Genomic DNA, 19,582 nt, shown 5'->3' with positions numbered 1-19,582 from the left:
CATGAAGCGCTCCACAGACCCTGCTGGCAGCGACTTCGAAGACAACCGTGGACCTGGTGAGGAGGCAACAGGGCTTGGGACTTGACTGTGAGGCCGGAATTAGACAACCAAGCGCAATTGATGATGGCCTATTTGACCGCGCTTGGTATCAAACGCTATTCCGCAGCCACTTGCGTAGCCGCCGCGCGAATACGGGCCGCGCAGAATTTGAACTCGGGGATCTTGCCGAATGGATCCAGCTGCGGATTGGTCAGGAAATTCGCAGGAGCTTCGAAGAAGCAGAACGGGATGAATAGCATGCCCGTCGACACGTCCCGGTCTGCCCGCAAGGTCAAGGTGATGGCGCCCCGGCGGGTCTCCACTGTCACCTTCTGTCCGGAATGCAGACCCGCAAGCTTGATATCGCGTGGGTTCATGGAGACGACCGGCTCCGGCTCAAGCGCATCCAGAACGGTGGCCCGCCGGGTCATGGCGCCGGTGTGCCAGTGTTCCAGCATACGGCCCGTGGTCAGCACCAGCGGGAAATCACTGTCTGGCAATTCACTTGGCGGCACAAGATCCGTGGGCACGATCTTGCCCCGCCCGTCTTCAGTGGGGAATGCCTCCCCAAACAGGATCTCGTTGCCCGGCTTGTCCGGGGCATCGGCCGGATAGGTCACCGTGCCGTCGCGCTCCAGCCGGTCCCAGGAGATATTGTCGAGCGAGGGCATATGCTGACGCATTTCCTCGTAGATCTCGGGAACGCCGCCATAGGACCAGTCCAGGCCCAGACGGTTGGCAAGGGCAATCAGAATCTGCCAGTCGGCCCGGGCCTCGCCCGGCATCGGCACGCAGGGCCGGCCAATCTGGACCTGCCGGTTGGTGTTGGTATAGGTGCCGAGCTTTTCCGCGTGGGCGGAAGCTGGCAGGATGACATCCGCATGCCAGGCGGTTTCGGTCAGGAAGATGTCCTGAACCACCAGATGTTTGAGTGAGGCAAGCGCTTGGCGGGCATGGGCCTGGTCCGGATCGGACATGGCTGGATTCTCACCCTGGACAAACATCGCCTCGATGCCGCCAGCCAGAATATCATCCATGATCTCCACCACCGTCAGGCCGCGCACCGGGTCAAGCGTCCGGCCCCAGGCATCTTCGAATTCGGCCCGGATATCGGCGCTTTCCACGGAGCGGTAGTCAGGAAAGACCATGGGGATCAGCCCCGCGTCAGAGGCTCCCTGAACGTTGTTCTGCCCCCTGAGCGGATGCAGGCCGGTGCCAGGGCGGCCGATCTGGCCAGTGGTGAGCGCCATGGCAATGAGGCAGCGGACATTGTCCGTTCCATGGACATGCTGAGAGACGCCCATGCCCCAGAAGATGATCGACCGGGCACTGGTGGCGTAAAGCCGGGCCACCTCGCGCAACGTGCCTGCGGAAATGCCGCAGACCGGCTCCATGGCCTCCGGCGTGAACTCCCGGATCTTGTCTTTCAGCGCATCAAAACCGTCCACATGGGCCGCAATATACTGGCTGTCATAAAGCCCCTCGGTGATGATCACATTGAGGATCGCATTCAGCATGGCCACGTCCGTGCCCGGCTTGAAGATCAGGCCGTAATCGGCATGGCGCATCAGCCCTTGCCCGCGCGGATCCATGACAATCAGCTTGGTGCCGTTCTGGGCCGCCTGCTTGATATAGGTTGCCGCGACCGGATGGTTCTGTTCCGGCCGGGCCCCAATCACGATCATGCAATCAGCATCTTCCGCCGCATTGAACGGTGCCGTCACCGCGCCCGAGCCTATGCCCTCCATCAGAGCTGCCACGGAAGACGCATGGCAGAGCCGGGTACAGTGGTCGACATTGTTGGTCTTAAAGCCCTGGCGGATCAGCTTCTGGAAAAGATAAGCTTCCTCGTTAGAGCCTTTCGCGGACCCGAATCCGGCTATGCCTGCCCCACCCTTGGCATCGAAACTAGCCTTCAGACCGGCGGCTGCCCGGTCCAGCGCTTCGTCCCAGGTTGCTTCCCGGAAATAGTCCAGATGGTCCTCCAGGGTCATGGACACATCCCGGCCCTTTGGCGCATCGTCCCGGCGGATCAGTGGCTTGGTCAACCGTTGTGGACTGGAGACATAGTCGAAGCCGAAGCGGCCTTTCACGCACAGGCGGTTTTCATTGGCCGGGCCGTCGCGGCCATCCACCTTGACGATCTTGCCGTCTTCAACAGAAACGGAGGTCAGGCAGCCGACGCCGCAAAAGGGGCAGACACTGTCGACCGTTTCTTTCGGAAAGACCTCACGAACCTTGCCCGCCGTGTCCAGGAGGCTCTTTTCCATCAAGGCCCCCGTTGGGCAGGCAGATACACATTCGCCGCAAGCCACACAGGTGGACAGGCCCATCGGGTCGGCCAGATCAAAGACCGGAACCGTACGGGCGCCCCGGCCTGCCATGCCGATCACATCATTAACCTGCACGTCCCGGCAGGCGCGCTCACACAGGTTGCAGGCGATACAGGCTTCCAGATTGACCGCAATGGCCGGATGGGAGATGTCCTGAACCGGTTTTTCACACGGCGCGAACCGGCTGCCGGTCACGCCGACCGCCTCAGACCACGCCCAGAAATCGCTGTCCGGGTCCGGATGACTGTCCCGGTCCGGCTGATCGGCCGCCAGCAGCTCGAACACCATTTCCCTGGCCTTGGAAGCCCGCTCGGTTGCCGTGTTGACGACCATGCCCTCTGACGGGAGGCGGATACAGGACGCCGCCAGTGTGCGCTCGCCTTCGATATCCACCATGCAGGCCCGGCAATTGCCGTCGGAGCGGTAGCCGGGCGCATCCTTGTGGCACAGATGTGGAATGGCAACGCCTTCACGCTTGGCCACCTGCCAGAGGGTTTCGCCCTCTTCGGCTGTCACATCCCGTCCGTCGAGAGTGAAAGGAATCCGGCTCATCTTTTCAGCTCCTCCTGGAAAAACCTGAGCACCGACATGACCGGGTTGCTGGCCGCCTGCCCGAGGCCGCAGATGGACGCCGAGCGCATGACCGCATCAAGATCACCGATCTTGCTGCTATCCCAGTTGCCCTCCCCCAGAAGCTGCTCCATCTTCTCCGTGCCCGAGCGGCAGGGCGTGCACTGGCCGCAGCTTTCATGTTTGAAGAAACGCATCAGATTGAGGGCAACTTCGCGCATGTCATCCTGATCCGAAAACACAACAATGGCGTGGCTGCCGATGAAACAGCCATGTTTGTCAAGCGTGCCGAAGTCCAAGGGCACGTCGGCCAGAGAGGCCGGCAATATGCCGCCCGACGCGCCGCCCGGGAGATAGGCCTTGAATATATGCCCGTCCTCCATACCGCCGCAGAATTCGTCCAGAAGCTCGTTCATGGTGATGCCGGCGGGAGCCAGTTTCACGCCCGGCTCTTTCACCCGCCCGGAGACAGAAAAGGATCTGAACCCCTTGTGGCCCCGCCGCCCCTGATCTGCGAACCAGTCCGGGCCCTTTTCCAGGATGTCACGGATCCAGAACAGGGTTTCCACATTGTGGTTGAGGGTCGGACGGCCGAACAGCCCCACCTGGGCAATGAAAGGCGGCCGGTGGCGCGGCAGGCCGCGCTTGCCCTCGATGGATTCGATCATCGCGCTTTCTTCGCCGCAAATATAAGCGCCCGCGCCGCGGCGCAGTTCGATGCCGATCTCTGTCACAAGACCTGCGTCCTGGAGGGCCGCGATCTCCCGGGCGAGGATTTCAAGGACGGCCGGATATTCATCGCGCATATAGATATAGATCCGCGCGGCACCGATCGCGTGGGCGGCAATCAGCGCGCCTTCCAGCAGACGGTGCGGGTCGCGTTCCAGATGCTCCCGGTCCTTGAACGTGCCAGGCTCGCCTTCGTCGCCATTGACGGTGACATATTTCGGCCCCGGCAGATCCTTGACGATCTTCCATTTCGTACCCGTCGGAAATCCAGCACCGCCCAAGCCTCGCAGGCCTGCTTCCAGGGCCTTGTCGGCAATGGTGGCCGCATCAAAATGCCCGGCCCGTACCCGTTCCAGAAGCCGATAGCCCCCCGCCGCCCGGTAGCCCTCCAGATGGATATAGCCGGGCAGCACCGGGGTATGAGCGCCTTCAAAGAGGGCCGCGCGCACGGACAACTCGCTGGCGCCGTCCACCGCCCGCTTGCCGACCTGCACGGCCGGGGCTCCGGCGCAACGCCCGATACAGGGCACTTTCTGAATGCGGACCTTGGCCGGGTCCACCCCATCCTTGAGCGCAGTTGCCAGCGCGTCGGCGCCTTTGAGCGCACACGCGATGCTGTCGCAGACCCGGACCGTCAGCGGAGCCGGTTCCGGCTCGCCTTCGCGCACGATGTCGAAATGGTGATAGAAGCTCGCAACCTCATAGATCTCGGCCTGGGACAGGCGCATCTCTTCAGCGAGCGCCCGCAAATGCCGGGCGTGAAGGCATCCATGCGCGTCCTGGATCTTATGAAGATGCTCAATGAGCAGGTCTCTACGGCGGGGCTCTGCCCCCAAGAGTGCCTGAACCTCACGCAGGGCCGCTTCGTCCAATTGCCGCCCTTTTGGCTGGGACGGCTTCCGCGAAAGCCCCTTGCCGAAAGACATTGCGTTTCTCCCACACTCCGGACCCGGCTTTTTGAGCGTTTCGCGTCCCGACAGGGTCAATCCGGTTCAACACGGTCCGCTCAAAGGCGCCAGAGCCGGCTCTCATCCGCTCCTGGCAGGCGGGCGCCACCAGCTTGCGGTGAGGCTTACCTTGATAATTGGCTCTGGATGCTAGCGGCGCAAAAAGGGGCTGTCTGTTTGAAAAACGACAACGGACCTCCAAAAGCTGACGCATTGGGGATGACGCATCGCTTGCCGCCCGGCGGACAGCTCCAGGACCTCATCACTGCCGAGCAAGACGGTGTCAGGCGGTCAGGTGCGAAAAGGCAGCCACGACACGTTCATAGACGGGACGTTTGAACGGCACGATCAGCTCGGGCAACCGCGCCGCATCTTCCCAGCGCCAGGCGCTGAATTCCGCTGAGTGACCGTCTGGCGGCGTCAGGATGTTGATTTCCTCTTCCGATCCGTCAAAGCGGTAGGCCACCCAGCGTTGGGCCTGCCCCCGGTATTTGCCCTTCCGGCTCTTCTCGATCACCTCAGGCGGATAATCATAGGCAAACCATTCCGGCGCCTCTTCAAGAAGCGTCACCGAGCGGATCGAGGTCTCTTCGTAAAGTTCCCTGCGGGCGGCTGCTTCAGGGACTTCCCCCTTGTCGATGCCGCCCTGGGGCATCTGCCAGGCGTAGTCATAGTTCGAAGAGCTTCCGCCATCATCGCGGCTGCCGATCCAGACCTTGCCGTCATGATTGATCAACATGATGCCGACACAGGGCCGGTAGGGAAGTCCGTCTTCTGGGGAGGGAAAGCCTGGTCCAAGTGCACGCTTTGTCACAAAAACACCTGTCTGATACTCAATTCCAAGATTTACCGGTCAATGGTTGCGCTGACCGGCACCAGTTGCAGTCCACGCTCTTCCAGATCCCGCACCCATTTTTCCAGCTGGCGCACGGTAACCGGAAGCGCCGAGCCCGAGGCAACCGCGACGCCCTTTGACCGCGCAATGCTTTCAAGCTGCAGCAGTTTGGCGTCGATGCTGTCATCCCGGGGCACTTCATCCAGAACCACATCAACCCCGGAAAAAGGGACACGCAGATCGGCCGCAGTTTCCGCGGACAAACTGCGGGACGATGTGCCGTTGTCGACAAACATCAGCCCCCGCGACTTGAGCTTTTCCAGAAGGTACTGAATCGACGGTTTGGTGGAGGTGAACCGGGCGCCCATTTCCGGAATGGTGCCGACATAATTCGTCATCCGGGTGAGCAGGAAGGCCAGACGGTCAAGCATCTCATCCGGCTTCAAGCTGACCAGAAGCGTCTGCGGGCCCGGGTCATTGTCAGGAAAATCAAACGGCTCCAGCGGCAATTGCAACAAAAGCTCGTGGCCGCGGGTACGGGCCTGCTGCATCCACTGGTCAAGGTCTTCCCCGTAAGGGGCCATCGCGAAGGTGACATCTGCCGGCAAGGTATCGATCGCATTCAGGGTTCCGGCTTCACTCAGCCCCAGACCGTTCAAAATGACGGCGATTTTCGGAATCGATGTGAATTCACGCACCACTGGACGGGAATAGGCATCAAGAGGCCGCACACCCGCATCGCTGATCTTCGGAAGGAAACCATAGCTTGAGCGTTCGCTGACCCGTGTGTCCGGATTGATCGACAGGCTCGTGACCGGGGCATCACTGCCCAGCCCATCCGGCCTCTGGATCATCTCATAGCGGGGGCCCATCAGGTCTTCGGCCGACTTCTGCCGCAGGCTCGGGCCCAGATCCCCGCCAAGGCCCGGTCGGATTTCGACAACCTCAATGTCCTGCGAGGTCACCCCTTCAACAATCGTATCAAGGGGAATGACCGCCACAGGCTCGCCGCCCAGCGGGTCCTCCACCACCATGATCCAGATCAGAGTAGTCGTGACAAAGACACTCAGGACACCGGCCCCGATTAGACCGAAGGGCAGCCTGACCAGCCGCCGTTTGCCCATTCCTAGGGGAGCTGTGAGATCTTCGCTCGACATGTCGTCCTGAGCCTTTTGACCGGCACGGTGCCGGCCGCATCATTGTTATTGGAATACGCAGAACGAGACAGGACCGCCGCGCACCACAAACCGGCGCGCAGCGGAAAGATAATGATCAGTTTTTGACGGCCGCGCTGTCGGAGACCGGCGGGAAGGCGCTGTTCACCTGAACGCCCCGCAGAAGGTCAAGGGCCAGGTTCAGCTGGGTGTCGTCCTTCGGATCCGGCGGCACGTAGGCCTGGCTGCCGGACTGCTCTTCCCCATCTGCTTCCAGATGCCCGCGCAGGCCCGCTTCGCCCTTGGTATCGACCCGGCCCACAAGCTCTTCGGGTAGATCCTGCAGGGCTTCGATGTCGGGCACGATGCCTTTGGCCTGGATAGAGGTGCCGGACGGCGTGTAGTAGCGGGCCGTTGTCAGACGGATCGCTCCATTCGCGCCGAGCGGAATGATCGTCTGAACGGACCCCTTGCCGAAGGACCGGGTGCCGAGGATGGTGGCCCGGCGGTGATCCTGCAGCGCACCGGCCACGATTTCCGACGCCGATGCCGAGCCGCCATTGACCAGAACGATCACCGGCTTGCCATCGGTCAGGTCCCCTGCCCGCGCGTTGTAACGCTGGGTCTCGTCGGCCTCACGGCCACGGGTGGAAACGATCTCGCCCCGGTTGAGGAATGCGTCGGACACGGCAATCGCCTGATCCAGCAGACCGCCCGGATTGTTCCGCAGATCAATGACGTAGCCTTTGACATTGTCCTCACCAAGTTTGCTGGTGATTTCCTCAATGCCTTTCTTCAGGCCGTCGAAGGTCTGTTCGTTGAACTGGGTCACGCGGATATAGCCGACATCATCGCCTTCTTCGCGCCAGCGCACGGAGCGGATGCGGATAATGTCGCGTGTGATGGTGATATCGAGCGGCTCGGCCCGCCCTTCGCGGCGGATGGTGACCACAATGTCAGTATTGACCGGGCCGCGCATTTTCTCGACCGCTTCATTCAGGGTCAGACCCTGAACCTGTTCGCCGTCAATGTAGGTGATCAGGTCCCCGGCCATAACGCCTGCCTTGGCCGCTGGCGTGTCATCGATCGGCGAGACCACCTTCACCAGGCCGTCTTCCATGGTGACCTCAATGCCGAGGCCGCCAAATTCACCGCGTGTCTGCACCTGCATGTCGCGGAAGCTTTTCGGCGACATGTAGCTGGAATGCGGGTCCAGCGATGTCAGCATGCCATTGATGGCGCTTTCGATCAGCTGGGCATCATCAGGCACTTCCACGTAGTCGGAGCGCACGCGCTCAAACACGTCACCGAACAGGTTCAGTTGCCGATAGGTGTCAGTTGCGGCCGCATTGGCAGCAGCGGGCACGTTCAGCTGCATCTGGGATATGGTCGTGATAGCCGCGGCCCCCATGAGGGCACCCACCAGCAGCAAGGAAGCTTTCCGTATCATCCGCGAGCCTTTTCTTCTTCTGTGCGCGCCCACCAGGGGGTAGGATCGATCGCACGGCCGTCCTTCCGAAATTCAACATATAGGATCGGCTGGGTCGAGCCCAAGCCAATTGTCGATGCGCTTGCCCATTGGGTCGCACCCATTACACCGACCGGTTCCCCGGTCAAAACAAACTGCCCCAATTCCACATCGATCCGATCCAGCCCGGCGAGGAGCACATGGTAGCCGTCGCCGGTATTCAGGATCAAGAGCTGACCGAACGAGCGGAACGGCCCTGAATAGACAACCCAGCCATCAGCGGGCGATGTTACATTAGATCCGGGTCTTGTGGCGATAGATTGACCTTCCGTCAAACCGCCAAATTCATCATCCTGCCCGAAATCCGTCATCAGGGTTCCGGCAACAGGCCGGGGCAGCCGGCCTTTTGCCTCTTCAAAAGTGATCGCCGGCGCCAGCCGCCCCGGGTCGGCGAAAGGGTCGAAGTCCCGCGAAGCGTTCCGCTTTGCAGTCAAAGCCGCCTGCCGGGATTTTTCCGCCGCGTCCCGGGCGCTGGCAATTTCCGCTTCCAGATTGGAAATCAGCTCCTGAAGCGAGCCGGCCTGGGCCGCCAATTGCGCCGAGCGCCGTTTCTCCTGTTCCAGCACCTTCACTGACTTTTGATGTTCCTGCCTTTTGGCCCTCAAGAGAAGCTCCAGGCGGGACTTTTCCTCAGCCAATCGCAAGGCATCTCCGCGAAGACGCTGTTTTTCCGTATCGATCACGGCTTTCAAGCGCTGCAATTCCGCAAGATCGGCGGCGAGCGCTTCCGTTTCCACCTTCAATTCCGGCATGACCGCATTGAGGAGAATCGCACTGCGCACGGCAGACAGCGCGTCGCTGGGCCGGATCGCAAGGGCTGGCGGCGGGCGCTTGCCGATACGCTGCAGCGCTGCCAGCACTTCCGACAGCACATCCCGGCGGGAAATCAGCGACAGGCGCACAGCGTCCTCGTTCTCCCCCAGGCTTGTCAGGCGGCGCTCCGTGTCGGTCAACTGGGTTTCAAGCCCCTTGATCCGGTCCGAGGTCCCGATGATCTTCGAATTCAGGGTTTCCCGGTCCCGGTCAAGCGCCTGGATTTCCCGGGCAATCGCCTGCTGCCGGTCCGAGGAGACTTCGATATCCTTTGACAGGGCCGCAAGTTCCGCCTCGCGCTTTTTCTTGCGATCCAGAACCTTGTTGATTTGCGCGCTGTCGGGCGCAGCAGCATTCGTGCGCTCATCCAGGCTTTCGCTGGCAGCCACCAGCCCCGGAGCCATCGCAAGATAGACAAGCACAAGGCCGACAAACGGCACATATCCATGCCATTTCCCACGCCCTGGATGCACGGCCTTGCTGCGATCCGGTTTCAAATTGCCTAAGCTCCCAAAGGTTTATGTCTTTCTGCGATACGACATCTTGCGTAAATGAAGCGTTTACTCAAGTGACCGTTCTGTTAATCCGGCTCCCGCCTCGCAGCCACGGCTTCTCCAGGAAGCCGCCTCACCCTTCTAAAGCATCGTGCGGCCTTTTGAACGCACAAAGATGCCTGGTCCCTTTAAAAGCGATCAACTTTACGATGCCATCCCGTTTCCGGCACAGGACCTATTGATCAGCCTCCTTCGATACGGCCGGAATACGGCGAGATACGGGCAGAAACACGTTTTGCCGGTATTTTGAACCGGTTATGACCGTAAATTTCAGCCGATTCCGGTTCTTTCACACGCTTGTCCCCAGCCACCCTTGCCGAAGGCCGGGGCATCCAGCGCGCCCCCATTGCTGTTCTCATGGGGCCGGATGGCGGAACACAAGATCCTGCGGATCAGGTCGCGGCGCACCGGGGTCAAGCACGGCCCCCAGCCGTTCGGCCAGCCTGCGCGAGCGCTTGTTCTCCGGGTCCATATAGCTGACCAGGGTGGACAGACCCAGCGTCCCAAAGGCCCAATCTCTCATCGCCTGCGCGGCTTCAAAAGCCGCGCCCAGACCTTCGCCATGGTCATAAACAAACCAGCCGATTTCCTTTTCGGGAAAAAGCGGACCGTGATTGATGCCAATCTGCCCCAGGCACACACCGGTGGTGCGGTCCTCAATCATCAGCGCGCCATGGCCACAAAGGGTCCAGAGCGCCACATCATTGCAGAACATGCCCCAGGCGGCCGTATCATCCATGGGCCCGCCCATATACTGCGCCCGTTGCGAGCCCATCAGCGCGGCATAATCCGGCCAGTCTTCCAGCGTCATGGGACGCAGCAAAAAGCGCTCGGTTTCAAGGGTCGGTATCATCATCACACCTATGTTTCCTGGCCGGGACACAGGATTGGGTTTCAGGAAAATGCCATGGCCCTCAGGTTTGGGGCCATAGTGTCTTTGCGTTGACCTTTCTGAAGTCACGCCGCGAAAGCAGCACATCCGCAGAAACGTGACGCGCTGCAAGAGTTTTTAAGACTGGTCATACCCGGTGATAGGGATGCCCGGACTGGATGGTCATGGCCCGGTAGATCTGTTCGGCCAGCAGGATACGGGCGATCTGATGGGGCCAGGTCATGGCGCCCAGGGCCAGGATCAGATCTGCCCGGGCGAGCAGCTCCGGCCCATGGCCATCCGCCCCGCCAATGGCAAAGACCACATCGGGCGTGCCCTGGTCCTTCCAGTCTTCCAGCTTGCGGCTGAACTGCGGGCTGGTCAGGTTGCGGCCGTTTTCGTCCAGAACCACCAGACGGCTGCCTGCAGGCAAAGCGGTCACCAGCGCCCGCGCCTCTTCCGCCTTGCGGTCCTCCGCGCGCTGCGCACGGCTTTCGGGAAGTTCGGTCAGGAGCAGACCTGTGACCCCAAGACTGCGGCCGGTTTTGCGCGCACGGTCCAGATAGCGGTCCAGAAGGTCCTTGTCCGCACCGGATTTCATCTTGCCGATGCAGGAGAGTGTGAAGCGCATGAAGTCCCTGCCGGAGCGGATCCGGCCTTTCGTGTCCGCTTGTTGTGCAGCCCCGGCGCAGACCTGCTTTCAGGACAGATCCCGAAAGCAAAGCCTGTCAAGCCGGATCAGCCGATATAATGCGGCGCCTCGTCCGTCTCCGGAGCCCACATCTTTTCCAGATTGTAGAACCCGCGAACTTCCGGACGGAAAATATGAACGATGACATCGCCTGCATCGATCAGAACCCAGTCACAGGTGGCTTGTCCTTCCACCGTCGCCGAGCCGGCCCCAGCCGCTTTCAGATCTTTGAGCAAGTGATCCGCAATGGCGCCCACATGACGATGGGACCGCCCGGACACAATCACCATGTGATCCGCAAGGGAACTTTTACCGGCAATGTCGAGAGTAACCAGGTCCTCAGCTTTGGAATCATCAAGACTGCTCAGAACCGTATCGAGGAGGCCTGCCGCAAGATCAGCGCTTACGGTAGCCTGCAGGGGGTTGGACAATTCAGTCCGCCCGCTTTCAAAGGTCATGGTCAGGTGTAGTGCCTTTCGCCGTTTGTGCCGTCCTGCTGCCAACGTCGTCACGAACCAGATTGGCCGGTTGAAACGTCACCCGTTTTGGATGCAGGACCGGTTGACCGTACCTCGGCCGCGAGTGCCGCGACCGTCCTTATAATACCGCTTCCCGTTTGGCATTTTCAAGACAAGGTATTTTCCTTGGCAGTTTTGCCACCTACGCGCCGCGCCCGTTCCGCAAATCCGTTGAGGAGGTTTGATCAAGAGGCGTGTGCAAAAACGTCCAGACCGGAGGCTCCATATCGGGCAAAAGAGGGGCGTCTTCTTCGGGAAGCCTATAATTTTCAAAGACCTTGGCCATGGGCGACGACAGGACCGACAGGGACGCGCCCGGTCTGTCGACAATGGCGATCGGCACGGAGCCGACGATTGCGCGCCAATCCTGCCAGCGGTGGAAGCCAGCCAGGTTGTCCGCGCCCATCACCCAAACGAATCGCACGGCCGGGCGCATAGCCCGCAAGGCCATGACCGTGCGCGCCGTATAGGGCGTGCCCAGAACGGTCTCATACGCGGTAACTTTCATGCGTGGGTGATTTGCCATGGCACCCGCCATATGAAGGCGCATTTCCAGCGGTGCCAGATCCGCATGGCTCTTGAGCGGGTTGCCCGGAGTGACCAGCCACCAGACCTGATCGAGACCGAGACGCTTCAGCACGGTTGCGGCCACCAGGCGGTGGCCGGAATGGGGCGGGTTGAAGGACCCGCCAAACAGACCGATACGGTTGCCCGGTTCGGCATGGGGCAGCTTCAACCAGTCGCGGTTGAGCTCCGCCCCCAGGCTCAAGGGGCTCATGGGCGTGTCTGACCCGCTCCGTGGACCTTGTATTTGAAGCTCGTCAGCTGTTCAACTCCGACCGGCCCACGCGCATGCATGCGCCCGGTGGCAATGCCAATTTCCGCCCCCATGCCGAATTCCCCGCCATCGGCAAACTGGGTGGAGGCGTTGTGCAGCACAATGGCGGAATCGACCTCCGCCAGAAACCGGTCTGCCGCGTGCTGATCATCGCTCAGGATGCAATCGGTATGGCTCGACCCATACTGCGCGATATGCGCCATGGCCGCGTCCAGTCCGGACACCACCTTCACCGACAGGATCTTGTCGAGATATTCGGTGGACCAGTCCGCTTCCGTCGCCGGGATCACATTGCTGCAAAGGCTGAGCACCGTTTCGCAACCACGGATCTCGCAGCCCTTTTCTTGAAGGGTCGCCGCAATCGCCGGCAGATGGCTTGCCGCGACAGCCTCATCAACCAGAAGGGTCTCCAGCGCGCCGCAAATGCCGGTGCGCCGCAATTTCGAATTGACCACGATCTCGACCGAGCGCGCCAGATCCGCCCCCCGGTCGACAAAGATATGCACCAGCCCCTCCAGATGGGCGAAGACCGGCACGCGCGCGTCCCTTTGCACCCGCTCCACCAGGCTCTTGCCACCTCTGGGCACAATCACGTCCAGAGTTCCCCCAAGGCCGGTCAGCATCTCGCCGACAGCCGCCCGGTCGGTCACCGGCACGATCTGGATTGCGTCTTCGGGCAGTCCTGCGGCGGCCAAGCCTTCCTGCAAGGCCGCATGGATGGCCCGGTTGGAGCGGATGGTGTCCGATCCGCCGCGCAGCACCACCGCATTGCCCGCTTTCAGGCACAGAGCCCCGGCATCCGCCGTCACATTCGGGCGGCTTTCATAGATGACGCCGATCACCCCAAGCGGCGTGCGCACCCGCTCGATCCTCAACCCGTTCGGCCGCTCCCAGGCCGCGATCACACTGCCAACCGGATCGGCCAGCGCCACGATGTCTTCCAGCGCCCGCGCAATGGCTTCGATCCGCTCTTCGCTCAAGCTGCCCCGGTCCAGATAGGCTGCTGTCTGGCCGTTGGCAGTCATGGCGGCGACATCTTCCCGGTTTTCCTTCAGGATCTTCGGCGTCGCGGCGCGCACCGCCTTGGCCATTTCCTGAAGCGCCCGGTTTTTGACCTCGGCTGGCGCAGTTGCCAGAACCCGCCCGGCCGCCCGGGCACGCTGGCCGATTTCCGCCATCAGATCTCCGGTCGCCCCGGTTCCAACCTTGTCCAGCATCTCTGTCAACTCCCCAAATTGCGGCTCCTCGCAACCGCAGGTCTTGCCGCGTTGTAACGCGATCATGTGCAAAAGGCATCCTCAAGTTCCGTCTGCCTTTTCCCAATCCTTCAGTCCAGAACCGGCAGGTCCAGCACCAGATCGTCCCGGTGGATCATTTCCGCCCGGCCCGGATAGCCGACAATGGCCTCGATCTCCCGGCTGTTGCGCCCTGCGATCAGCCGTGCCTCATCCGCATCATAGGCAATCAGGCCCCGGCCTAGAATGCCGCCTTCCGGATCGCGCAAGATGACCGCGTCGCCCCGGGAGAACTGGCCGGACACTGCTGTGACCCCGGCGGGCAGCAGGCTCTTGCCCGATTTCATGGCGCTGACTGCGCCCTCATCCAGGCGGATGTCACCGCGCGGCTCCAGATGGCCGCCAATCCAGGCCTTGCGCGCGCTGGCGGGTGTCGCCTGTGCCGGAAACCAGGTGCCGCGCGCGCCCTCATCCAGCCGCCGCAGCGGGTGCAGTTCCTTGCCGGAGGTGATCACCATGGAGGTGCCCGCCGCCGTTGCGATCTTGCCCGCATCGATCTTGGTCTTCATGCCCCCGCGTGACAACTCCGATCCGGCACTGCCCGCCATGGCCTCGATCTCTGCCGTGATGCGCGGCACATGCGGCAGGAACACCGCCTCCGGGTCTTCTGCCGGCGGAGCCGTATAGAGCCCGTCAATATCCGACAGAAGCACAAGGCAATCGGCGCTTGCCATGGTGGCCACCCGGGCAGCCAACCGGTCATTGTCGCCATAGCGGATTTCGGATGTGGCAACAGAATCGTTTTCATTGATGATCGGTACCGCCCCCATCTTCAACAATGTGCCGATGGTGGCCCGCGCATTCAGATAACGCCGCCGTTCTTCCGTATCCCCGAGCGTCAGCAGGATCTGCCCGGCCCGTTTGCCGTGGCGCCCCAGCGCCTCCGCATAGGCCTGGGCGAGCGCGATCTGCCCGGCCGCCGCCGAGGCCTGGCTTTCCTCAAGCTTCAAAGGCCCCTTGGGCAGGCCCAGCATGCCCCGGCCAAGGGCAATGGAGCCGGAGGAGACGATCAGCATGTCGGCCCCGCCGTCCGACAGAGCCACCACATCCGCAACCAGCGCCTCCAGCCAGCCACGCCGCAGCTCGCCGGCTTCCACCAGCAGGGCAGACCCAATCTTGATGACGATGCGCTTGTGCGCTTTGAGGTGGTGGGCGGCGGGTGCGGACATCAGGGGTGCCACCCCTCCTGTTCGGGGGCTGGCACCTGATTGGCCGCCTCTTCCTTGTCCCGGTCGATAGCACGCATGATCATGCGCAGCGCCCGGTCCACATTCAATCCGCTGGCGGAAGACAGGATCAGGGGCTTCTGACCGCAGGCCGCTTCCAGGCTGGCCGCCTGCTCCGTAATCAGGTCCTCGGTCAGGGCGTCACATTTGGACAGGGCGACAATTTCCGGCTTGTCGACAAGCCCGCCGCCATAGGCTTCCAGTTCGCCGCGCACCACCTTGTAGGCCTCGCCCGGATCTTCCACACCGGACCCGTCGACCAGATGCAGCAGCACCCGGGTCCGCTCAACATGGCCCAGGAACCGGTCGCCGAGACCCGTGCCCTCATGAGCCCCTTCGATGAGGCCTGGGATATCGGCCATGGCAAAGCTGTTCCCGTCAATCTGGACGATGCCGAGATTGGGGTGCAAGGTGGTAAATGGATAGTCGGCAATTTTCGGCTTGGCAGCCGAGACCTTGGACAGGAATGTGGACTTGCCCGCGTTGGGCAGACCGACCAGACCGGCATCGGCAATCAGCTTCAACCGCAGCCAGATCCATTTCTCCGCGCCCTCAAGACCCGGATTGGCCCGGCGCGGCGCCTGGTTGACCGAAGACTTGAAATGGGCGTTGCCGAAGCCGCCATTGCCGCCTTTCAGGAGCAGCACCCGCTGGCCAAGGTCGGTCAGATCCGCAATCAGCGTTTCGTTGTCCTCTTCCAGAATCTGCGTGCCGATGGGCACTTGCAGCACCACATCCTTGCCATGGGCCCCTGTGCGGTTGCGGCCCATGCCGTGAATGCCGGTCTCCGCCTTGAAATGCTGCTGGTAGCGGTAGTCGATCAGCGTGTTGAGGCCGTCGACACATTCGACGATCACGTCACCGCCCTTGCCGCCATCGCCGCCGTCAGGGCCGCCATATTCAATGTATTTCTCGCGCCGGAAGGATACGCAGCCCGCACCGCCATTGCCGGAGCGCACATAGATCTTGGCCTGATCAAGGAATTTCATTGTTCTTCTCTTGTCCTGTTGTCAGGCCCGACCCTCGGGTCAGCGGCCAGTCAAAAACGCGTCCCGGGAAAGTTCCAAACGGACCGCCGGCACGGCCCCACCCCGTGAAAGGCTGTCGCAGCCAACATCGGCCACTTTCTGAAAGCCGATTTTTTCCGCCACGCTCAGGGAGGCCCGATTGTCGGTCATAGCCTCGCAGGCAACGCGCGTGTGGCCCGTCTTTTCAAACAGCCAGGCGACCGCTGCCGCAACAGCCTCGCTCATGAAGCCCTTGCCCCAATAAGCCCGCCCAAGCCAATAGCCGATCTCCGGGGTGCCCTGCAACGCCTTGAAGCTGAAAGAGCCGATCATTTCGCCCTTATGGTCAATCTGAAATCCCAGTTCCTCAGCCGCGCGCCAGTCAGCCCAACGCTCCGCCGCCCGCTGCAACTTGGCCCGGCCCGCCTCCCTGTCATACGGATAGGGCACACGGGACAGCATCCTGGACACCTCATAGTCGCCCAAAAGCTCCGCGCATCGCTCAAGATCTGCCATCGACGGTTTGCGCAGCACCAAGCGTTCTGTGCGGATCACCTGCTCACCCATGCCCCTCTCCCTGAAGGTTTTCAAACCGGCTCCGGCTGAGGCGCAACCTGATCCCGGGCAGCTCTTCGCCCCGGGACCGGACCCGGATGGTGTAAGGCTTTTCCGACGCAAAACCGAGTTTCCGCAAGACCGCAAGAGAGGCAGGATTTTCGCACAGCGCCCCGCTTGCAACCTCTTGCGTAGCGGTTGCCGAAAACAGCCAACGCAGGGCCTCGCGGGCCGCTTCGCTCATATAGCCCTTGCCCCAGAAGGGCTTGCCCAGCCAATAGCCGAGGTCCGGCACCGGTTTGGACGAGCTGAAAGAGACCACCCCGGCACATCCTTCGCCCGCATCAATGGCAAAGGCGCGCTGACCGTCAGGCTCCATGGCGGAGGTTCTGGCAAACCAGTCCTGCGCATCGGCCAGCCCGTAAGGATGCGGCACCATGGAGAGCATCCTGGCCACGTCAAAATCCCCAATCCGTTCCGTGATCCCCGGCAGATCCGTTTGCGCAACAGGACGAAGGGTCAGGCGTTTTGTCTGAAGCACGGGCAGGCTCATACCGGTTCCCTCCGGGCTTCAAAATCCGCCCGATCCAGACGGACCACCACGTTGGAGACCTTCCGGTCAAGGGCTTTGGCAAAACGTTCCGTCATGCTGTAGGGCTTGAAGCCCATTTTGCGTAACAGGCCGCGGGAGCGGGTGTTGTCCTCAAAGGCTCGTGCGGCGATCGCATCGGTGCCATAAGCGTCAAACGCCCAGCCGAGCACAGTCTCCACCGCTTCGCTGGCATAGCCATGTCCCTGAAAAGGGCGGCCGATCCAGTAGCCAAGGGTTGGCAGGTCCGGCAAGTCGTCCAGATCCCCGGGCGCTTCCACCGCCACGATGCCGATAAAGACCCCTCCAAGGGTGACCACAAACACCGCCTCGGTCAGGAGTGGATCGGTGCCGACAACCGTGCTGACAAAGGCCTCCGCCTCCCCGTCCATATAAGGCCAGGAGGTGCCCGTCAGCCAACGGGCGATTTCAAAATCCCGGCCGCCCAGATCTGCCAGCGCGGGGGCGTCCCGGCTTTCCAGCGGCCGCAGCAGCAGGCGCCGCGTTTTCAACTCCGGCTGCGTGATCATCGGCCCTGCCCCCAGTCTTTCAGCGACGACCAAACCGCCCGTTCCAGCGTGTAGCGCTCGATAGGAACGGAGCCGCCGGCCCCAAGAGACCGGATCATCGACTGGTCCCGGAACTGAAAACCGGATTTCACCAGAACCCGGCGCGAGGCCGGGTTGGTGACCCTGCAGGAGCCCTGCAATTCATCAATATCGTGATAGGTAAAGGCGTGGTCGACCAGCGCATGCACCGCTTCCGTCGCAAATCCCTGCCCCCAGAACGGTTCGCCCAGCCAGTAGCCCACATGAACCGTCCCATCCAGTTCCAGCCGGGCGTAGCGGGCAATGCCCATGAGCCGGCCCGTGCTTTTCAGCCGGATCGCAAACATCGCGGAATGGGGTTTGTGAAGGTCAACCTTGGCAATCACCTCCCGGCCGTCCTGGGCGGAGAACGGGTGAGGCATGGTCGACAGGTTTGCCGCCACCTTCTTGTTATTGGCCAAAAACACCAGATCGGCCAGATCGTCCCTGCGCAGCCGATCAAGGCGCACACGAACCGCTTCCTGCGGCAACGGGGCCGCTGTCAAACTGCTCTCGTCTAATAAACCGTCACTTTCAACAACCATCTTATCCTCCAGCCAAACACATCAAGGGAGAGATGGCGTCCCATCTCTCCCTTGCATCTTCGACTGGTCTTGATTGCTGACCTGTCTCGAAATGCCGGGGTCTGAGGGACGCCGGCGCTTCGAAACTTCACGTCGGCTTTACTCCGCAGCTTCCGCTACCGGGACCACATTAATGAGGGTTCGTTTGTTGGCCGCTGCCTTAAACTGAACCTTGCCTTCCACGGTCGCGAAAATGGTGTGATCCTTGCCCATGCCCACGCCGGTGCCCGGATGCCACTGCGTGCCCCGTTGACGTGCGATGATGTTGCCCGGAATCACGGCTTCGCCACCATATTTCTTGATGCCGAGACGGCGGCCAGCTGAGTCGCGGCCGTTGCGGGATGAACCGCCTGCCTTCTTGTGTGCCATCGTGAGAACTCCTCGTTCTTCGAATTCTTAAATCAACAGTCCTGAAACGGCGGCTTAGTTGCCAGCCAGTTCCTTGGCCTGTTCAACCCAGTTGTCGCGCTCGATGCGGCCCTTGAAGTTCAGGACCTCGTCAACGCGGGCGATGTCTTCCGCAGAGAAGTTGATGATCTGCTCATAGGTCATGATACCCAGAGCGTTCAGTTTCTTCTCAAGGACCGGGCCGACGCCGGAGATCTTTTTCAGATCATCCTTCGTGTCCGGTGCGGTGAAGAGCGGCTCGACAGCGGCCTCTTCTTTTTCCTCAGCCTTTGCTGCGGCTTTTGCAGCAGGGGCTTTTTCAACTTCGTCGGCCTTCGGCGCAGCCTTTTTCGGCGCTGCCGTCTTGGCCGGCTTGGCACCGCCGGTCAGGATGTCGGTCACCTTGACAAGGGTGAAGGACTGACGGTGGCCGTTGCGGCGGCGGGAGTTCTGACGCCGGCGCTTCTTGAAAATGATGATCTTGCGGCCGCGGCCCTGATCGACCACTTCCGCAACCACGCTCGCCCCTTCAACGGTCGGAGCGCCAACGGTGGTGTCGGTGCCGTTGCCGACCATCAGAACCTCATCAAAGGTGACGGTGCTGCCGGCTTCGGCGTCAAGTTTTTCGACCCTGAGCAGGTCGTCTGCGGCAACAGTATATTGTTTGCCACCGGTTTTGATTACAGCGAACATGTCGCGCACGTCCTTCTTTTCGTTTTTGAACATGCCGGACACAGCCCCCATGGCCTGCCTTCCGGCTGTTTTCAGATCGAACTGAGGCGCCTGCCCTTGCCGGATTTCCATCCGCCAGGAAGATCTTTGTGTCGGGTTGCAAGAAGCTTGAAAAGCCCGCCAGGCCTTGATCGACTAAGAAAGCCCGAGAAAGCCAAACCTTTTCGAGCCCGCGCACTATAGCCAGCCAGCCTTCTTTG

Annotated in this window: 19 protein-coding genes; all 19 read right to left on the bottom strand. The window is 61.5% G+C overall.

Annotated features, from left to right (window positions below):
• Positions 1 to 155: 155 nt before the first annotated feature.
• The 19 genes from fdhF to ACXAH0_RS05020 all read right to left on the bottom strand — a co-directional run bounded on the left by fdhF (position 156) and on the right by ACXAH0_RS05020 (position 19,343).
• Positions 156 to 2,924: a formate dehydrogenase subunit alpha gene (gene fdhF / locus ACXAH0_RS05110; RefSeq protein WP_475189503.1), complete on the bottom strand. Its 2,769-nt coding sequence runs from the start codon at positions 2,922 to 2,924 to the stop codon at positions 156 to 158.
• The gene (locus tag ACXAH0_RS05105) at positions 2,921 to 4,597 is read right to left on the bottom strand and encodes an NAD(P)H-dependent oxidoreductase subunit E (protein WP_475189501.1); all 1,677 of its coding nucleotides are present in this window, start codon (positions 4,595 to 4,597) and stop codon (positions 2,921 to 2,923) included. Before ACXAH0_RS05105 ends, fdhF begins: the two co-directional genes overlap by 4 nt.
• A gap of 304 nt (positions 4,598 to 4,901) precedes the next feature.
• Entirely contained in the window at positions 4,902 to 5,432 is a 531-nt protein-coding gene (locus tag ACXAH0_RS05100) for an RNA pyrophosphohydrolase (protein WP_475189500.1), read from the bottom strand.
• 32 nt (positions 5,433 to 5,464) lie between these two features.
• A complete protein-coding gene (locus ACXAH0_RS05095; protein WP_475189498.1) occupies positions 5,465 to 6,610 on the bottom strand; it encodes a divergent polysaccharide deacetylase family protein in 1,146 nt (381 codons plus the stop codon).
• A gap of 115 nt (positions 6,611 to 6,725) precedes the next feature.
• Positions 6,726 to 8,057, bottom strand: a complete 1,332-nt coding sequence (locus tag ACXAH0_RS05090) for a S41 family peptidase (protein ID WP_475186599.1) — start codon at positions 8,055 to 8,057, stop codon at positions 6,726 to 6,728.
• Complete coding sequence (locus tag ACXAH0_RS05085; RefSeq protein WP_475189497.1) at positions 8,054 to 9,445, bottom strand: murein hydrolase activator EnvC family protein; 1,392 nt, start codon at positions 9,443 to 9,445, stop codon at positions 8,054 to 8,056. Before ACXAH0_RS05085 ends, ACXAH0_RS05090 begins: the two co-directional genes overlap by 4 nt.
• A 412-nt stretch (positions 9,446 to 9,857) precedes the next feature.
• On the bottom strand, positions 9,858 to 10,355 hold the full coding sequence (locus ACXAH0_RS05080) for a GNAT family N-acetyltransferase (RefSeq protein ID WP_475186618.1): 498 nt from the start codon (positions 10,353 to 10,355) through the stop codon (positions 9,858 to 9,860).
• A gap of 166 nt (positions 10,356 to 10,521) precedes the next feature.
• Positions 10,522 to 11,004, bottom strand: coding sequence for a 23S rRNA (pseudouridine(1915)-N(3))-methyltransferase RlmH (gene rlmH / locus ACXAH0_RS05075; RefSeq protein ID WP_475186593.1), 483 nt, complete (start codon positions 11,002 to 11,004; stop codon positions 10,522 to 10,524).
• A gap of 107 nt (positions 11,005 to 11,111) precedes the next feature.
• Positions 11,112 to 11,522, bottom strand: a complete 411-nt coding sequence (rsfS, locus tag ACXAH0_RS05070) for a ribosome silencing factor (RefSeq protein ID WP_475189496.1) — start codon at positions 11,520 to 11,522, stop codon at positions 11,112 to 11,114.
• A 202-nt stretch (positions 11,523 to 11,724) separates the two neighbouring features.
• Positions 11,725 to 12,360, bottom strand: a complete 636-nt coding sequence (locus ACXAH0_RS05065) for a nicotinate-nucleotide adenylyltransferase (protein ID WP_475186586.1) — start codon at positions 12,358 to 12,360, stop codon at positions 11,725 to 11,727.
• The gene (locus ACXAH0_RS05060) at positions 12,357 to 13,637 is read right to left on the bottom strand and encodes a glutamate-5-semialdehyde dehydrogenase (protein WP_475189525.1); all 1,281 of its coding nucleotides are present in this window, start codon (positions 13,635 to 13,637) and stop codon (positions 12,357 to 12,359) included. Before ACXAH0_RS05060 ends, ACXAH0_RS05065 begins: the two co-directional genes overlap by 4 nt.
• Before the next feature lie 110 nt (positions 13,638 to 13,747).
• Positions 13,748 to 14,884 (bottom strand): glutamate 5-kinase, encoded by a 1,137-nt coding sequence (gene proB / locus ACXAH0_RS05055; protein WP_475186582.1) that lies wholly within the window; start codon positions 14,882 to 14,884, stop codon positions 13,748 to 13,750.
• Positions 14,884 to 15,930 (bottom strand): GTPase ObgE, encoded by a 1,047-nt coding sequence (gene obgE / locus ACXAH0_RS05050; RefSeq protein ID WP_475189494.1) that lies wholly within the window; start codon positions 15,928 to 15,930, stop codon positions 14,884 to 14,886. Before obgE ends, proB begins: the two co-directional genes overlap by 1 nt.
• A gap of 39 nt (positions 15,931 to 15,969) precedes the next feature.
• Complete coding sequence (locus ACXAH0_RS05045) at positions 15,970 to 16,515, bottom strand: GNAT family N-acetyltransferase (RefSeq protein ID WP_475186575.1); 546 nt, start codon at positions 16,513 to 16,515, stop codon at positions 15,970 to 15,972.
• Positions 16,508 to 17,056: a GNAT family N-acetyltransferase gene (locus ACXAH0_RS05040; protein WP_475189492.1), complete on the bottom strand. Its 549-nt coding sequence runs from the start codon at positions 17,054 to 17,056 to the stop codon at positions 16,508 to 16,510. Before ACXAH0_RS05040 ends, ACXAH0_RS05045 begins: the two co-directional genes overlap by 8 nt.
• Complete coding sequence (locus tag ACXAH0_RS05035) at positions 17,053 to 17,622, bottom strand: GNAT family N-acetyltransferase (protein WP_475186566.1); 570 nt, start codon at positions 17,620 to 17,622, stop codon at positions 17,053 to 17,055. Before ACXAH0_RS05035 ends, ACXAH0_RS05040 begins: the two co-directional genes overlap by 4 nt.
• A complete protein-coding gene (locus tag ACXAH0_RS05030; protein ID WP_475189491.1) occupies positions 17,619 to 18,224 on the bottom strand; it encodes a GNAT family N-acetyltransferase in 606 nt (201 codons plus the stop codon). The genes ACXAH0_RS05035 and ACXAH0_RS05030 overlap by 4 nt, the downstream gene beginning before the upstream one ends.
• A 138-nt stretch (positions 18,225 to 18,362) precedes the next feature.
• Positions 18,363 to 18,632 carry a 50S ribosomal protein L27 gene (gene rpmA / locus ACXAH0_RS05025; protein ID WP_055119650.1) on the bottom strand — a complete coding sequence of 90 codons (270 nt, stop codon included), beginning with the start codon at positions 18,630 to 18,632 and terminating at the stop codon, positions 18,363 to 18,365.
• 54 nt (positions 18,633 to 18,686) lie between these two features.
• Positions 18,687 to 19,343: a 50S ribosomal protein L21 gene (locus ACXAH0_RS05020; RefSeq protein WP_475189524.1), complete on the bottom strand. Its 657-nt coding sequence runs from the start codon at positions 19,341 to 19,343 to the stop codon at positions 18,687 to 18,689.
• Between the last annotated feature and the right edge of the window lie 239 nt (positions 19,344 to 19,582).

It is taken from the genome of Roseibium sp. AWQ4_290, assembly GCF_056160985.1.
The sequence above is the reverse complement of the archived record's forward strand: the minus strand, read 5'-3'. Positions and strand labels throughout refer to the sequence as shown.

Excerpts from the sequence above, each read along its gene's own strand:
- fdhF (WP_475189503.1), bottom strand. The coding sequence starts at position 2,924 with ATGAGCCGGATTCCTTTCACTCTCGACGGACGGGATGTGACAGCCGAA.
- ACXAH0_RS05105 (WP_475189501.1), bottom strand. The coding sequence starts at position 4,597 with ATGTCTTTCGGCAAGGGGCTTTCGCGGAAGCCGTCCCAGCCAAAAGGG.
- ACXAH0_RS05095 (WP_475189498.1), bottom strand. The coding sequence starts at position 6,610 with ATGTCGAGCGAAGATCTCACAGCTCCCCTAGGAATGGGCAAACGGCGG.
- ACXAH0_RS05090 (WP_475186599.1), bottom strand. The coding sequence starts at position 8,057 with ATGATACGGAAAGCTTCCTTGCTGCTGGTGGGTGCCCTCATGGGGGCC.
- ACXAH0_RS05080 (WP_475186618.1), bottom strand. The coding sequence starts at position 10,355 with ATGATACCGACCCTTGAAACCGAGCGCTTTTTGCTGCGTCCCATGACG.
- rlmH (WP_475186593.1), bottom strand. The coding sequence starts at position 11,004 with ATGCGCTTCACACTCTCCTGCATCGGCAAGATGAAATCCGGTGCGGAC.
- rsfS (WP_475189496.1), bottom strand. The coding sequence starts at position 11,522 with ATGACCTTTGAAAGCGGGCGGACTGAATTGTCCAACCCCCTGCAGGCT.
- ACXAH0_RS05065 (WP_475186586.1), bottom strand. The coding sequence starts at position 12,360 with ATGAGCCCCTTGAGCCTGGGGGCGGAGCTCAACCGCGACTGGTTGAAG.
- ACXAH0_RS05060 (WP_475189525.1), bottom strand. The coding sequence starts at position 13,637 with ATGCTGGACAAGGTTGGAACCGGGGCGACCGGAGATCTGATGGCGGAA.
- proB (WP_475186582.1), bottom strand. The coding sequence starts at position 14,884 with ATGTCCGCACCCGCCGCCCACCACCTCAAAGCGCACAAGCGCATCGTC.
- obgE (WP_475189494.1), bottom strand. The coding sequence starts at position 15,930 with ATGAAATTCCTTGATCAGGCCAAGATCTATGTGCGCTCCGGCAATGGC.
- ACXAH0_RS05045 (WP_475186575.1), bottom strand. The coding sequence starts at position 16,515 with ATGGGTGAGCAGGTGATCCGCACAGAACGCTTGGTGCTGCGCAAACCG.
- ACXAH0_RS05040 (WP_475189492.1), bottom strand. The coding sequence starts at position 17,056 with ATGAGCCTGCCCGTGCTTCAGACAAAACGCCTGACCCTTCGTCCTGTT.
- ACXAH0_RS05035 (WP_475186566.1), bottom strand. The coding sequence starts at position 17,622 with ATGATCACGCAGCCGGAGTTGAAAACGCGGCGCCTGCTGCTGCGGCCG.
- ACXAH0_RS05030 (WP_475189491.1), bottom strand. The coding sequence starts at position 18,224 with ATGGTTGTTGAAAGTGACGGTTTATTAGACGAGAGCAGTTTGACAGCG.
- rpmA (WP_055119650.1), bottom strand. The coding sequence starts at position 18,632 with ATGGCACACAAGAAGGCAGGCGGTTCATCCCGCAACGGCCGCGACTCA.
- ACXAH0_RS05020 (WP_475189524.1), bottom strand. The coding sequence starts at position 19,343 with ATGTTCGCTGTAATCAAAACCGGTGGCAAACAATATACTGTTGCCGCA.